Source organism: Pelagicoccus enzymogenes (genome assembly GCF_014803405.1).
GTDB classification, from domain to species: domain Bacteria; phylum Verrucomicrobiota; class Verrucomicrobiia; order Opitutales; family Opitutaceae; genus Pelagicoccus; species Pelagicoccus enzymogenes.
The window spans coordinates 318490-334049 of the sequence record NZ_JACYFG010000002.1 but is presented as its reverse complement, the minus strand read 5'-3'; the positions used below and the strand labels follow the sequence as shown (position 1 = coordinate 334049).

Here is a 15560-nt window from a genome sequence, read left to right as displayed (position 1 = left end):
TGTCGGGGACAGGCCAGCAAGGGGGAAAGTTCGAAGGGAGCTCTCGCTCAGCGAGCAACCAAGCTCGTGGGTTGCTCGATGAGTTGCTTGCGTTGCTGCGTATCGATCAAGGCTTGGCTGCGCGTTCCGTCCGGCCATGCGACTTGCACGCTTTCTGGGGTTCGCTGAGAATTGAAGCCAAGAAAAATGCTGGCCTCGTTTTGGGAGAGGTAGCCGGAGTTGGCGGTGAGCTCGAAGGCCCGTTTCGTCTTGTCCGAGTAGGTGACGAGGATCTCGGCCCCGAGGGCTTGGGGGTTGCCCCGGATGTGGGAGTGGAAGGACAGCGCGAGGGACTGGTTTTGTTGCTCGCCCGCATTGAGGTAGGCTTGAGCTTGGTTGTTGGGGCGGCTTGTCAGCAGATCTGGCCAGCCGTCCGCGTTGAGGTCCACCACGGCCATGCCACGGGCTTCGTCTTCGATGAAGATGCCGCTCTCGTTGGCCTCCGTTCCGCGGAACTCGCCATTGCCTTCGCCCAGCAGGAGGAGTCCGATGCCGCCGTCGTAGCGGCCCGTTTCGACTTGGGGGCCGTTGAAGTTTTGGGCGAGGGCGAGGTCGATGTTTCCGTCGCCGTTAAAATCGGCAGCAGCGATTCCGTAGATGGGGGCAGTCTGAGCGATGCGGGGAAGGCGCTTGAAGGTGAATTTCTTGTTCTTCCCGTTGTTGATGAAGATACCGCTGCCCAGTTCGGTGGCTTCCTTGACCAGCGACTCTTGCAACTTTTCCGGCGCGTAGACGCTTTCGAGGCTGGCTGCCCCAAAGTCATGGAAGGTGGGGAACTTCTCAGCGATGTAGGGCATGGCCCGCGAGCTGCAGCTACGGCCGCGCACGGGGAGAAGATTGTCGCCCTCGTACTTTGCCTCGACGATGTTGCACTTTCCACTGCCTTCGAAGTCGTTGAAGTAGATGCGGAAGGGGTGGTCCGAGTTGGCTTTGTACTTGGTGTTGAGACCGAGGTTCCCGGCGATGTAGTCGATGTCTCCATCGTTGTCCACGTCCGCAGCTGCGAGCGAGTTCCACCAGCCTTTCAAGTGCTTGAGGCCGTTGTCGTAGGGCGTTTCCGCAAACTTCCCGCCGACGTTTTGATAGTATTTGGGGGCTTCGAGTTCGGCCAGCACCAGCAGGTCGCGCGACGCGTCTCCATTGGCGTTTGTCCAGAGGGCTGCGGTCACCATGCCGGAGTCGGCGAGTCCGGGCGCAACGCTGTCGGTAACGTCAACGAGCGTGCCTTCGTCGTTGCGAAGCAAGGCGCTGCGCGGCGCTCTCGGGTACTCTCCGGGAACGACCCGTCCGCCTACGAAGAGGTCGAGGTCGCCGTCGCGGTCGTAGTCCGCCGCTGCCACGACGGAGTTGCTGGTCGCGACAGGACTGAAGATGCTGCTGTCCGCTTCGCTAAACTTTCCGTGTCCATCGTTTAGATACAGCGAGTCGTTCAAGGAAGGGTCTCCCGCCTCGGTTTCCACGCTTCCGGAAGAAACGTAGAGGTCGAGGGCCCCATCGCGGTTTATGTCGATCCAAAGAGGAGCCATTTCCTCGCTCTGGACTTTTCGGGACCAAGGTTGTTCGCGCGCGTCGGCGGTATAGTGGCCGTTGCCATCGTTCAGGTAAAGGGCTCCGGTTTGTCCTGCCGCGCCTGAGAAATAGATGTCGGAGTCACCGTCGCCATCGGCGTCGCCGATAGCGATGCCGCCTCCGAGTGTGTTCATGCGGTGAGGGAGCAGGGGTTGGCGAACCATGTCGTTGAAAGTCTCCTCCTTGTGCGTGAAATCGAGTCCAAGCTCCTTGGCGCTCTCCGTAAACAGTCCAGAAACAGGATTTACGGCTCTCTTGGCTGGGAGGGCGGTGGCTCCTGTGGTTGGTTCTTGGATACGTATTTTCTGTTTGGCGGGGACGGCGGAGAAGCTCTGCACGGTTCCGCTTGGCCAGTGGACCGTCACGGATTTTGCAGCCGTATCGGAGCCGAGTCCGAAGTGAGCGATGGCCTGCGAGGAGGAGAGCACGCCGCGAGCGACCGTGAGCTTTCGAATCTGGGTGCCCTGGCTGCTCTCCACGATGACTTGGGCTCCGATGCCTTGGCTATTGCTGCGAGAGCCTGCCAATTCGACGATGAGGGAATTTCCTTGGCTATCGTTGCGGTAGAAGGAGAGCTCGTCCTCGTAGTTGGAGTACACGAGGTCGAGGTCGCCGTCGTTGTCGAAGTCTGCCGCGACGGAGCCGAAGGAAACGCCCTCGTGCTCGAGGCCCCACTCGCTGGTCACTTTGGAAAAGTGCAGCGTATCTGCTCCGTCGTTACGAAAGGCCAAGTTCTTTTCGCGCAGAACGGGGCTGTTTTTGACGAGCGCGATGATTTGGCGTTTCGACTGGAGGGCCTTGATTTTGTTGACCATATCCGAGTCGGTAAAAGAGCGCACCATTCCGTTCGTGACGTGCAAGTCCAGCCAGCCGTCATTGTCGAAATCCTCGAATCGGGTGGACCAGGTCCAGTCGGTGCTGGAAAGTCCGGTCATCTTTGCGACTTCCATGAAGCGATGGGTTCCGGAGTTCAGGAAGAGGGCGTTCTTCATGTACTGGGGCGTGACTTGCGCGTCGAAGAAATCGACCCAGCCCCCCATGTCTCCCATGGTGACCTTCGACTTGAAGTGGGTGGTGTTGGCCATGTCGGAGGTGAGTAGGTCGAGGCGGCCGTCGTTGTTGATGTCGCCGAAGTCGGAGCCCATGGAGTACCATGCGGTGTGGGGGAGGGCGAGGTCTGTAATGTCGGTGAAGGTGCCGTCTCCGTTGTTTTTGTAAAGGTGGTCTGGCCCTTCGAAGTCGTTCGAGACGTATAGGTCCGGCCAGAGGTCCCCGTCAGCGTCCCACCAGGTGGCGGAATGGCCTTTGCCGCGGTCGTTGGCGATCCCGGCTGAATGGGTAACGTCTTTAAAGGTGCCGTCGCCTTGGTTTTGAAAGAGGTAATCGGGTTCGCCCTCAGGATGCTCGGTGGCGTCGAGGACGTTGGTGAGAAGGAAGAGGTCGAGATCTCCGTCCCGATCGTAGTCCTCGAAGGCGCCGATGACGCTGCCCGATTGCAGGTCGAGGCCAGCTGCGGCAGCGGCCTCGGTGAAGCGACCTCGGCCGTCGTTGATGAAAAGGAGGTTGGGGGCGTCGAACTGGCAGACGTAGAGGTCCAAGTCTCCGTCGTTGTCGATGTCTGCGAAGGTCGAACCGGTACCCCAGGAGGTCCCTCCCGCAACGCCCGCCTGATCGGTGATGTCTTCAAATTTCAGGGGAGCGACTTGGCGGTAGAGCTTATTGGGGCCGGTTTTGTGGACGGCGTAGAGGTCGACTTGTCCGTCGCCGTCGACGTCTCCCACGGCTAGGCCAGTCCCTACCGCTCCACCTTGGAATTCGCTGTACTTTTCTCCCCACATTTCGGGGTCGGCGTAGGCGTTTTTTCCTTGGAGGCCGGTATCGCTCGGCGTCAGCTGCGTGAAGAGGGTGTCTGCCGCTGGCACGCTGGACGGAGCGAAAGGCAGGCTTTGGTAGGTGGCATAGATGGATGCGGGGAACCACAGTCCAGCAAGGATCAAGGGGACTTTTTTCATGACGGGTAGGTAGTATTGGGGGTAGTTTTATCGAGACTACAGGGCTCTCGACTGGGGAAAAGAACATTCCCTTATATCTTTTGACATAGGAATTTGAGGGAGTGAGGCCTTAAGGAACGTTAATAGTTGGACGCCATGGGAGACTGGCCATCTCGAGGGTAATCTGCGACACGCTTCAACGGTTAAAAACCGTGGCGGCAAAATCCACTTCAATGCTCCAGCTGGATTTCGACGGCGATTTTCGGCGACCAATTTCGGCTGGTCGAACCTAGCGCTGGAGAGGCTAGAGGAATCAGAGGCATTCTCCTCAAGCCTAGGCAGCTTTGGTCCCGGAGTTGAAAGGACGTATCCGACTTGTGGACACGAGTCGTTCGATCTGAGCCGGAGGCGTTTTCGGAAATCGAGGCAGGAGGCTGCTTCCCGCAGCGACAGTCAGGTCACGCCGTAGCTTTTGACGGCCTCGGCGACTTTCAGGAAGCCAGCTACATTGGCCCCGAAGACGTAGTCGTCGGGGCGGCGATACTTGTTGGCGTAGAAGACGCAGTCCTTGTGGATGTGGGCCATAATGGCATTGAGGCGTTCGTCGACTTGGGCGAAGCTCCAGTTTTGCAAGGCGGCGTTTTGCTGCATTTCGAGAGCGGATACGGCGACGCCTCCCGCGTTGGCTGCTTTGCCGGGGGCGAAGAGGGCGTCCTTCTTGCGCAGCAGCGCGATGGCGTCCGGCGTGGTGGGCATGTTGGCGCCTTCGACGACGGCGATGCAGTCGTTGTCGAGCAGCGACTTGGCGTCCTCCGCGTTCAGCTCGTTTTGCGTGGCGCAAGGGAAAGCGATATCGCAGGGGAAGTTCCAGACCTTTTGGCCCTCGAAGTACTTGGAGCCGTGTCGACGATTTGAATACTCTTGGATGCGGGCGCGTTCGACTTCCTTCAAGGAGGTGACGATATCGAGGTCGATGCCGGCGGGATCGTGAATGCTGCCGCCGGAGTCGGACATGGCAATGACCTTGCCGCCGAGCTCGCAGATCTTGCGGGCGCAGTAGATGGCGACATTGCCGGACCCGGAGACGACGCAGTTCTTGCCTTCGAGACTGTCGTTGCGGGTGGCGAGCATCTCAGCGGCGAAGTAGACGGCGCCGTAGCCGGTGGCCTCTTTACGGGCCAGCGATCCTCCGAGACCGACTTGCTTGCCGGTAAGCACGCCTTGGGCGAAGCGTTTGGTGAGCCGTTTGTATTGGCCCGACAAATACCCGATCTCCCTTGCTCCGACGCCTATGTCGCCTGCGGGCACGTCAGTGCCCTCGCCGAGGTAGGGATAGAGCTCGCTCATGAAGGCTTGGCAGAAGCGCATGACCTCGCCGTCGGATTTGCCTTTGGGGTCGAAGTCGGAACCGCCCTTGCCGCCGCCGATTCCGAGGCCGGTGAGGCTGTTCTTGAAGATTTGCTCGAAGGCGAGGAACTTGATGACGTCGAGCTTGACGGTGGGGTGGAAGCGCATGCCTCCTTTGTAGGGGCCGAGAGCGGAAGAAAAGCCGACGCGGTAGCCACGGTTTACTTGGATACGGTCTTGGTCGTCGACCCATGCGACGCGAAACATGATCTGCCGTTCCGGCTCGGAGATGCGCTCGAGGATGGCGTTGGCCTGGATGTCTGGAATCTCTGCCAGCAAGGGTTCGAGCGATTCGAAGACCTCGGTGACGGCTTGCATGAAGAGGGTCTGTGCCGGATTGCGCTCCGAGAGGGTGTCGAGGGAACGTTTCAGATAGGTACTCATTTCAGGGCGGGGTTGTCGCTTTCTCCCTACAGCATAGTCTGTGGGCTCGGGATCGCAAGTGGCCGACTACAAAGGAGTAAGCTCAAATTACGCTTTTATTTTCTTATTACACGAATCAAACCGCATATTGCTTGAGTGCATCGCGGAAATGCTAAGAGTTGGGGCTGGCTGTCGTCCCCAAGTTGGCAGCCCTTTGATTCTTAGCCCTTTATGCGTGGGAATTCGGCAGTCTTTAATCAACCGGGAGGCAATTCTCGAAACGGCTCGTTTTACCGGACGAAGCGTCGTGACTACGTGTTGCCGTTCTTGGCGGCGGCTCTGGTGCTGTTGGGGAGCTTTCGCTTGGTGGGATTTTCGGATTTGGGGCTTCCGGAAAACGTATCCAAATTTCAGATCAGCTTTGGTTTCATCGCGCTGGGGTACTTGCTCTCTTGGCATTTTGCCAAGCGCCTGACCTGGTTGATGCTCTTGGTGGCGGCAGTAGCTCGTATCGCTCTGTTGCCGGTGGAGACGGGGGACTTGCTGAATCGGCGTTTGTGGGACGCCAAGATTTTGGAAGCGGAGCACAATCCCTACGAATTGGCTCCCAACGAGGAGAGGCTGGTTCCGTTTCGCGGCGAGAATTGGGAGTCGGTTCCGGACAAGCAATCGCCCTCGCGCTACTTGCCCGGCTTGCTTTGGGTATACAGCGCTTTCGAGGAAATCGGGAATCCGGAGGACTGGTTCAAGTCATTGCTGGTGGTTGTCGACCTTGCCCTCTGCTTGCTTTTCGCTTTGCGCTTCGGGGCGGACCGGGCAGCTCTCTACGCTTGGAACCCCTTGGTTATCTACTCGGTGGGTGGTTTAGGCATCGACTACTGCCTCTACCTTTTGCCCTTCGTAGCGGGCTATTTGATTTGGGACTTTTGGATCGACCAAAAGGGCGGCGTCTCGGTGATCAAAGCGTCTGGCGGCATTGGCAGCGCCTTGGGCCAGATGGTGTGCGTGTCCGCTTTGCTTATGGGGATCGGGGCTGCCATGAACGTGTTGATGGTGCCGGGCCTGCTTTGGCTGGTTTGGCACGTGCTCAAGCGTTCGGGGATTCGAGCCGGCTTGGTGGCGCTCGTCTTTGCGGCGGCTCCCTTGGTGCTCTCTTTGATGTGGGCATCGATCTCGCTCAACGTCGACTTCTCGAAGATCGTGGCGCCTGAGTTTGGGCTTGGAGATCGCAGCATATCTTTGATTCCGGCCATGGTTTCGTTCGTCTCCGGCGCTTCCTTGAGTCCCATGATCTTCCTCTCGATATTGGGAATCGCCACCATTTGCATGGTGCACACTTGCGAGAGTTTGGAGCGATTTATGTCCTTTTATCTGGTTTGGACGATTGCTTTGGCGACGACCATTTACCCATGGAGCTTCCTGCTTTTGGCGATCGTGGGAGTGGGTAGCGGCAACTACGTCTTTCGGGTGGCGAGCCTTTCGGTGTTCGCCTATTTTGGAGCGTATCGGATTTTTGGCGACACGCAGGTTTGGTCGATGCCGTGGACCTTGCAGCTTCTTATTTGGCTGCCCTTCCTGTTTGCCGCGGCCCACTATACGGTGGGCAGCCGGACGAAGCATGGCTTTTACGTGCACCATTTCTAGTGGCGGGTGTGTGGACGGCGTATTGCGGATTCTCGCTCCCATGGGTGACAAAAAAACGCGAGCCTGTCGGGCTCGCGTTGGAGAATTCGAAGCGCTTTTGCGGACGCGGTGGACCGCGTCCCTCCGTTAGTCCGCTGATACGGTACGGAGCTGGATGGAGTCGATGACGGAGTCGGATGCGAGGATGTCGGATACGACCACGATTTTGTCGCCGGGGATGAGGTAGCCCATCTTCTTGAGGTGCTTCATGGCGCGGCTGACGGTGGCGTCGGGCTCGGTGCAGAAGATCATCTCGAAGGGGATGACGCCATGGTGCATGCGCAGCTGCTTGATGGTGTCGTGGGAATTCGAGAAGGCGAATATGGGCGAGCGCTCGGGGCGGAGGGCAGAAACGCCTTTTGCCATGTTGCCGCTGCGGGTGAAGCAGATGATGGCAACCGCGTTGAGCTCGTTGGCCATGACCACGGCGGAGTGCTGGATCTTCGCCTTGTCGCTGTTGAGCGAGAAGTGTCTGGCAAAGCCTGTCTTTTCTCCCTTGCGGTCGACTTCGGTGGAGATCTTGGTGATGGCCTCCACGCATTGCTCAGGGTATTGGCCAACGGTGGTTTCGCCGGAGAGCATTACGCAATCCGCCTCTTCGAGTACGGCGTTTGCCACGTCGGAGACTTCGGCGCGAGTGGGCATCGGGCTGCTGATCATCGATTCCAGCATGTGGGTGGCGATGATGACGGGCTTGCCAAGGGTGAGGCAGGCCTTGACCGCTTTACGCTGGATGGTGGGCAAGGTTTCGAAGGGGCACTCGATACCGAGGTCGCCGCGAGCGACCATGAGGCCGTCGCAGTCTTGCACAATGCTGTAGAGGTTGGTGATGGCGGACTGGTCTTCGATTTTGGCGATGATGAGGGAGCGGTGGGCTCCGTTGGCGTCGAGGAAGTCGCGCAGAAGTTGCAGGTCGGAGCTCTCGCGCACGAAGGAGAGGGCGTAGAAGTCGACGCCTTCCTCGATTCCCACGCGGGTGTCGTTGCGGTCCTTCTCGGTAAGGGCGGGGAGGTTGACCTTGACGCCGGGGAGGTTGATGTGGCGACGGCTGGTGAGCTCGCCTGGGATGAGGACCTTGCAGCGGATGCGGTTGTTGATCTTCTCGAGGACTTCGAGGCGGATGAGACCGTTGTCCACGAGAACGATGGATCCGACTTCGACGTCGTTGATGAGTTCGGCGTAGTTGACGTCGACGGAGCGGATTTCCTCTCCGCTGCTGCCGCGCGCGTCTTCGCCTCCGGGCTTAATGGTGAAGTCGAAGATTTGGCCTTCCTCGAGCTCGATGGGAGCTTCCAGGTCGCCGGTGCGGACTTCGGGGCCTTTTACGTCCATCATGATGGGGATATGGCGGTTGAGACGCTCTCCCACCTTGCGGATGCGGCGGACTACGGTGCGAACGTAGTCGTGGTTAGCGTGCGCCATGTTGATGCGGCAGATATCGACGTAATGCTTGCCGATGAGGCTTTCGAGCATCTCTTCGCTGTCGGTAGCGGGACCGATGGTAAAGATGACTTTCGTACGTCGAGGGATGCGATGTGAGTCCTGATACATGATGTATGAGTTCTGAGTGTGAAGAGAGTTTGTTTAGGTTTTCACCGCTGCCGCTTAAGGCAAGGTGTGGGATGTGGCGTTTGCGCGCCACGGTCACGATCGAGCGTAGGTGGGTCCTACACGGCGGCGAGGGCACTGCCTCCGCCTGAATGGATCGTTTCGATTTGAAAGGGCGCCGTGCGGCGCAGTTCTGCAAAGGTAGTGTCGACAGCAGCGGAGCTATTGCAGTCGCTGCTCAAGTGGGCGAGGTAAACGCGGTTCCATCGGGGGCGCTCGATCGAGGAGAGCAGGTCCTTGGCCGCGGAATTGGACAGGTGGCCGTGGCGGCCGCTGATCCGTTGCTTGAGGGCCCAGGGGCGACGGGTGTCGTCCTGCAGCATTTGGTCGTCGTAGTTCGATTCGACGACGAGCGTGTCTACGTCTTGGATACGCTGGGCTATGTTTCGGGGCGCGAAGCCGAGGTCGGTGACCCAGGCCATTCGCTTGATAGGCGAGAAAAGGTCGTCTCCCCGGCCGGAGGTGAAGGTGAAGCCTACCGGGTCGTGGGCGTCGTGGGGGATGGAAAAGCTCTCGACGGTGAGGTCTCGGAACTCGAATTGGGCGCCGGTCTGGAAGAGGGCCCAGTTTGGCTTGTTCTTGAGCTTGGGCTGGAGGGCCTTGGCGGTAAGCGGGTTTGCGAAGACCTTGGGGCCAAATCGCTTAGCGAAGGTGGAGATGCCTGCCGTGTGGTCGCTGTGCTCGTGGGTGACGAAGATGGCGTCGATTTCCTCGGGCTTGACGCCGCGTTCTTCGAGCATGCCGCAGAGGCGCTTGCAGCTGAAGCCGGCATCGATGAGGACCTTGCAATTTTCCGTGAGCAGCAGGCCGGCGTTGCCGGAACTGGAGCTACCTAGAATGGAGAATTGCATGGTCATGAGGAAATTTTGGGCGGGATTAGGTATTAGAGATCCGAATTATGGAACCTAAAAATGAAGGCGAGGCCGCGCGGCTGTAACCGTTAAGCGGAAATTAGCTGAGCTTACGGATGCGAAAACGTGGGCTTTCCCGATGGGTCGCTTCGAAATGGAGCCGCTTTTCGAAGAGCGGAAGATGCTCGTCCTCGCGGTGGCTGACGAAGAGCAGCGTGCTGTGTCTTAGCGATGCCAATTTCATGAGGCAGGCGAGCACGAGGTGGCGGTTCAGGTCGTCGAGCCCTTGGGTGGGTTCGTCGAGGATGACGAGGGCGGGCTGCTTGACGAGGGCGCGGGCGATGAGGGCGAGTCGCTGATGTCCGTAAGACAGTGAGCGGAAGGGACGTTGGCCGTATTTCGAGAGCTCGAAAAGAGATAACCACTGGCGTGCGGTGGCGAGCTCTTGGGCGTTTGAGGCTTGGTAGAGGCCGATGCTGTCGTGAAATCCGGAGAGCACCGTCGTTTCCACGCTGCAGCTCACGCGATAGTCGCGGTGCAGGCTGGGCGATACGTAGCCGATGTGGCGCTTTATGTCCCAAATGCTTTCCCCACTGCCGCGTCGGTAGCCGAATATCTCGATTTGGTTGCTGTAGCACTGAGGATGGTCGCCGGTTAGCAACGCCAGCAGCGTGGACTTTCCGCAGCCGTTCGGTCCGGTAATGAGAGTGTGATCGCCCGTATTGAGCGTCCAATCGAAGCGTTCGAATTGGGATACGCCACTATAGTTAATAGATGCATCTGATAGCTTAACAAGCGGAGAGAAGCTTGTGGCTCCTGGTCGAAGCGTAGGGGGCAGTCGTACTTGAGCGGATGGGGCGCTCCGGGCCCGGGCTGCGAGAGCGGGTGCTTGCAAAACCTCTGAGCGGGGGCCGGTAGCGGCGAGCTTTCCATTGTGCAAGACGGCGAGATGGCTGCTCCAGGGAGCGACGTCCTCGATGCGGTTGACGAGCAAGAGGATTCGTTGGCCGCTTTTTATCAAGGACTCGAAGAGGGTGGAGCATTCGGCGTAAGCTTGGATATCGAGGGCGTCGAAGGGTTCGTCGAGGATGAGCAAGTCGGGCTTGCCCAGCCAGTGGGCGAGGATTTGCACGCGTCTGAGTTCGCCGCTGGAGAAGAGGCGGCATCCGCGGTTGAGCAAGGGGGCGATGCCGAAGCGTTCTGCTTGTTCGCGGATTTCCGTTTCTGAGGCCCCGGATTCGAGCAGGATCTCGAGTCCGGTGGAGCCATGGTCGAGTCGATCGAGGAAATCGGTTTCGTCGTTGGCGAGTTGCTGCTCGTAGTCCGATTGCAGCGTCTCGAAGCCGACCCAGGCCGCTCTCGAGGGGGCATCTTCGATTTCGATTTGGCCGGCCACGGGTTCGCCGCAAAGCGCGGCCGCGAGCTGGCTTTTTCCCGAGGCGTTGTTGCCGAGCACGCACCAGGTCTCGTCTGGAGCCAGTCGCCAGTCGTGGATGTTGAGTTGAGCTGTGTGCAAGGCGCGGATGAGCATGTGTGTGAACGTTGTTTGAGCGGCAGGGGTAGACTAGGGCTTGGTAGGCGCCGAGCTTGAAAAGTCTGCGAGGGAGGCCCCTTCGCTCCAATTCGCCTCTACAAGAGTAAGGGTGGGAATCTCGGGTATGCCGAAGCTGTTGCGGACGAGTTGGCCCGCTAGCAATTCGACTGCGGCCGTTCCCACTTGCCGGTGGTTTTGCAGGAGTCCGGCGAAGGAAGGATTTTCTTCGTAAAGGAAAAGGTCTATCAGGGAAAAGTGCTGTGGAATGCTAAGTTTGCAGCTGGGAAGGGCGTCGGCGAGGAAGCTGTGGCAGCCGATGATGACCTCTGGCTTCCAGCGTTGGTACCAGGATCGAAAGGCATCGGGAGAGATTCGTACCTCGGACTCCGTTTCGTTTTCCCAGGCGCTGCGCGGCGTTTCCTCGGGAAAGTAGCAAATCGGGATGCGATCCGCCTCGGGGAGCAGGGCTTGTTCGACGAGAAATCCAGCGGTCCAACGTCGGTCGACGCTCATGTCCCAGCCACGGTGCATGACCAGACCGATGCGGCGGGCTCCGCTCTCCAGGGCTTTGCGAACGGCGAGCCGCGCTACTTGTATTTGGTTGTTAGTGACACCCGAAAGTTGAGGCTCATGCGGGAAAAAATCGATTTTGACTCCGCTGAAGTTCGGCCAATCGAGCTTGAGTTCCGCTTCCATCTGGCGGCTGTGGGAGGCGACGATGAGCCCGCGGATGCCGCGGTGCTCCAGTATCTTGCTGAGACGCTGATGGGAGAGGTGAGGCTCGCTGAGCCAAAAGTGCTCGAGGCGATATCCCATGCTTTCAGCGGTGGCAGTCGCTCCCTCGAAAAATTGGGCATGGGCGGGATGCTCCTGCCAGCCGAGGCGGCTGGTCCAGTTGGTTATGTAGGCCAAGGTTTCGCTGTTGGGCTTCGCCTTGCTTCCCCGTCGGTAGGCGACCAAGGCATTTAGGGCGGGATCGGGCACGTAGCCCATTTCGTCGGCCAGCTTTTGGATACGAGCTCGAGTGGCGTCGTTCAGCTTAGGACTGTTGCGCAAGGCCAGCGAAACGGTGGTGACATGGGTTCCGTCTCGATCAGCGATTTGTTGCAGGGTCACACGGCCTCTATCCATGGATACCAACTTCCTCGCAATCCCCTCCGAGGTCGATTTCTAAAGTTAGAAATTCGAGGCCGTTGTGTGGACTTGGCTTTTCTGGGAGCTTCTTGTGGCGGGCAATCGGCGCCGCTTCACCCCTTGTTTCCCAAAAAATATTCCCCGACATGCACCAAGGCTCGCGCGATGCAGGAACTTTGACGAACGAGTCTAGCGACTGGAAGTTCAAGGACCCGGAGGTTCCCCTGGAGGAGCGCCTCGAAGCGTTGATGGGGCTACTGACGCTGGAGGAAAAGCTCGGGCAAATGCTGCACAGCAATCCTGCCATAAATCGTCTCGGCATACCTGCTTACAATTGGTGGAACGAGGCTTGCCATGGAGTCGGGCGAGCAGGGCGGGCGACCGTTTTTCCGCAAGTGATCGGAATGGCAGCCACCTGGAATCGGGGATTGCTGCGCCGGGTGGCAGAAGCGACTGCCTTGGAAGCCCGGGCTAAGCATTTCGACGCGGCCCGGCGCGGCTGGCGAGGACAGTACCGGGGGCTCACGTTTTGGACGCCGAACATTAACATCTTTCGCGATCCGCGTTGGGGCCGCGGGCAGGAAACGTTTGGCGAGGACCCCTACCTGACCGCTTCGCTCGCCAGCGAGATGGTAAAGGGCTTGCAGGGGGAAGAAAAGGAACGCTTGCGAACGGCGGCTTGCGCCAAGCACTTCGCGGTACATAGCGGCCCCGAATCGAAGCGACACGAATTCGACGCTCGGCCGGAGGCCAAGGACCTTTGGGAAACCTACTTGCCAGCCTTCGAGGCCTTGGTCGGAGTCGGAGTGGAGTCGGTGATGGGCGCTTACAACCGAACCCTCGGCGAAGCGTGCTGCGCGAGCTCGTTCTTGATGGAGGAGGTGCTGCGCGGCCGTTGGGGCTTCGACGGGCACTACGTCAGTGACTGTGGCGCGATCGACGATTTCCATTTGTATCATGGCGTGACCAAGGCTCCTGCCGAATCGGCGGCCCTCGCAATTGGGAAAGGCTGCGACTTGAACTGCGGAAGCACCTATGGAAGCGCCTTGGACGCGGTCGAACGCGGCTTGCTGAGCGAGCATGAGGTCGACCGTTCGGTGCGTCGCTTGCTCAGGACGAAGCTGAAGCTTGGTCTTCTGGATGCGGTGCCGCGCGATGTTCCACCGCTCGAAGTGGTTGAATCGCCTGAGCATCGGGCTTTGGCGCGTCGTGCGGCGTCTGAATCGATTGTCTTGCTCAAGAACGAAAATGACGCTCTGCCGTTGTCCCGCTCTCCGGAACGTGCGCTGGTGGTAGGGCCAACTGCTGCGAGCATCGGCGCCTTGTTGGGGAACTACCATGGAATTTCCGGGAGCTTGAGCACGATCGTGGAAGGCATCCTTGAAGCATTGCCGCCCAACACGGCTGTTAAGTACCGCCCCGGTTGCCCGTTGCTGAGCGAGCAGTCTCCAGGAGTCAACTACACCTTCGAAGCTGCCAACAACTCGGACTACGTCATCGCCGTGATGGGGCTTGATCATACCTTGGAGGGGGAGGAAGGGGACACGGTCGCGTCTGCGAGTGGGGGGGATCGCGATACGATCGAGCTACCTGCAGTGCAACGGGAGTTTTTGAGACAGCTTCGTCCCTACTGCCGAAAGCTGGTCTTGGTTTTGACGGGAGGTGGGGCGATTGCGGCGCCGGAGGCCCATGATTTGGCCGACGCAGTCTTGCTCTGTTGGTATCCCGGATGCGAAGGAGGTCGCGCGGTCGCGGACGTTTTGTTTGGGGATGTCGCGCCATCGGGGCGACTGCCTGTCAGCGTTCCGCGCTGCACCGAGGATCTGCCGCCTTTCGAAGACTATTCGATGCGAGGGCGGACGTACAAGTTCGCGACAGCGGAGCCCCTCTATCCGTTTGGCTTCGGCCTTGGTTACGGTAAGGTCGAGTATGTATCCGTGAATGCAGACAGAACTCACCTGGGGCGATCGGATCTACTGAGGTTGGTCGTTACGGTTCGCAACTCCTCCGAACGCCCATCTTTGGAAACGGTTCAGTGCTACATGGTTCCCCCGCAGGATTGGCCGGATGCGCCGCGGGCTCAATTGCTCGCATTCGAAAAGATTGAGGTCTTGGAAGGAAGATCGAAGGAAATTCGTTTCGATTTGTCTGCTGAGCAGTTCGGACTGTTCGACGCTGAAGGGGAAAAGCAATTCGTGCCGGGCGAATACCGGATCCACATTGGGTCTTCGTCCCCGGGCGCCCGTTCGCTGGAGCTAGGCGCTGCGGTGCCGGCTACCGTATCCGTAACACTCAAACCTTAAGCTATCCATTTTATGAACGTGCTTGTACTTGAAAAGGTAGGACAGCTCGCCTTGCGGGAAATTGAAATCGAAGAGTACCTCGGTCCTCGCGATGTGCGTGTCGATATCAGAGTCGTCGGTATTTGCGGCAGCGATGTCCACTACTACCAACACGGATCGATTGGACCCTTTGTCGTCGAGGAACCGATGGTGCTTGGACACGAGGCAGCTGGGGTCGTTGCGGAAGTGGGAAAGGACGTGCGTTCGCTGAAAGTGGGAGATCGCGTTTGCATGGAGCCCGGGATCCCCAATCTCGAGGGGCGGGCAACTCGTCTCGGCATGTACAACCTTGATCCCGACGTTCGTTTTTGGGCGACCCCGCCGGTGCACGGATGCTTGCGGGACTCAGTCGTCCATCCCGAAGCTTTCACCTTCAAGCTTCCCGATCCGGTTTCCTTCGCCGAAGGAGCGATGGTCGAACCTTTAGCTGTCGGCATGCACGCAGCGAACAAGGCGAGGATTAAGCCTGGCGATGTGGCAGTGGTGCTCGGAGCCGGACCGATTGGGATGTTGACGGCGCTCTCTGCTCTCGCGGGAGGATGCAGTCGTGTATTCATTTCCGATATACAAGATGCAAAACTCGAGATTGCGGCAAAATTAGGATCGGTCGTGCCGGTAAACGTGTCCAGCCAGTCCTTGACGGAGACGGTGCTCGAGGCGACGGCCGGCTGGGGCGCCGATATCGTATTCGATGCGGTGGGAGTCCCCAACGCCCTATCGCAGGGGGTGGAGGCGCTGCGTCCGGGAGGATGCCTGGCGCTGATCGGTATGCCGGGAAAAGCGATCCCCTTTGACGTGGTAGCCGCGCAGGTAAAGGAAGTTCGGATCGAGACTGTGTTTCGTTATGCTCACGTTTATCCGAGAGCCCTTGAATTGTTGGGCAGTGGAGCGATCGAGGTGGCGCCGCTGATCACGGATCGCTACCCGTTTTCCGAAGCGGTGGAGGCATTCGACTACGCCTGCAAACCGGAGCCGAGGAGCGTGAAGGTGCAGATCGAGTTGTGAGCTATTGTTAGGGCTCAATTTCAGGTTGAGCCAA

The 15560-nt window shown here is 59.0% G+C and carries 9 protein-coding genes; 3 read left to right on the top strand and 6 right to left on the bottom strand.

Annotation, left to right across the window (positions count from 1 at the left end; translation table 11 throughout):
- Positions 1 to 47 precede the first annotated feature (47 nt).
- Both IEN85_RS01110 and gdhA read right to left on the bottom strand, forming a co-directional pair.
- Positions 48 to 3620 carry a CRTAC1 family protein gene (locus IEN85_RS01110; RefSeq protein ID WP_191615219.1) on the bottom strand — a complete coding sequence of 1191 codons (3573 nt, stop codon included), beginning with the start codon at positions 3618 to 3620 and terminating at the stop codon, positions 48 to 50.
- 432 nt (positions 3621 to 4052) lie between these two features.
- A complete protein-coding gene (gene gdhA / locus IEN85_RS01105) occupies positions 4053 to 5390 on the bottom strand; it encodes an NADP-specific glutamate dehydrogenase (RefSeq protein WP_191615218.1) in 1338 nt (445 codons plus the stop codon).
- Between the two features lie 210 nt (positions 5391 to 5600).
- On the opposite strand from gdhA, the gene IEN85_RS01100 reads away from it, so the two are divergent.
- Positions 5601 to 7013: a hypothetical protein gene (locus IEN85_RS01100; RefSeq protein WP_191615217.1), complete on the top strand. Its 1413-nt coding sequence runs from the start codon at positions 5601 to 5603 to the stop codon at positions 7011 to 7013.
- Positions 7014 to 7139: 126 nt separating this feature from the next.
- On the opposite strand, the gene pyk is transcribed toward IEN85_RS01100, so the two are convergent.
- The 4 genes from pyk to IEN85_RS01080 all read right to left on the bottom strand — a co-directional run bounded on the left by pyk (position 7140) and on the right by IEN85_RS01080 (position 12176).
- Positions 7140 to 8603, bottom strand: coding sequence for a pyruvate kinase (pyk, locus tag IEN85_RS01095; RefSeq protein WP_191615216.1), 1464 nt, complete (start codon positions 8601 to 8603; stop codon positions 7140 to 7142).
- A 116-nt stretch (positions 8604 to 8719) separates the two neighbouring features.
- A complete protein-coding gene (locus tag IEN85_RS01090) occupies positions 8720 to 9511 on the bottom strand; it encodes an MBL fold metallo-hydrolase (protein ID WP_191615215.1) in 792 nt (263 codons plus the stop codon).
- A gap of 100 nt (positions 9512 to 9611) precedes the next feature.
- A complete protein-coding gene (locus tag IEN85_RS01085) occupies positions 9612 to 11042 on the bottom strand; it encodes an ATP-binding cassette domain-containing protein (RefSeq protein WP_191615214.1) in 1431 nt (476 codons plus the stop codon).
- A 33-nt stretch (positions 11043 to 11075) separates the two neighbouring features.
- Complete coding sequence (locus IEN85_RS01080) at positions 11076 to 12176, bottom strand: LacI family DNA-binding transcriptional regulator (protein ID WP_191615213.1); 1101 nt, start codon at positions 12174 to 12176, stop codon at positions 11076 to 11078.
- Positions 12177 to 12325: 149 nt separating this feature from the next.
- On the opposite strand from IEN85_RS01080, the gene IEN85_RS01075 reads away from it, so the two are divergent.
- A complete protein-coding gene (locus IEN85_RS01075) occupies positions 12326 to 14482 on the top strand; it encodes a glycoside hydrolase family 3 C-terminal domain-containing protein (RefSeq protein ID WP_191615212.1) in 2157 nt (718 codons plus the stop codon).
- A gap of 12 nt (positions 14483 to 14494) precedes the next feature.
- On the top strand, positions 14495 to 15526 hold the full coding sequence (locus tag IEN85_RS01070) for an NAD(P)-dependent alcohol dehydrogenase (protein WP_191615211.1): 1032 nt from the start codon (positions 14495 to 14497) through the stop codon (positions 15524 to 15526).
- Positions 15527 to 15560 lie beyond the last annotated feature (34 nt).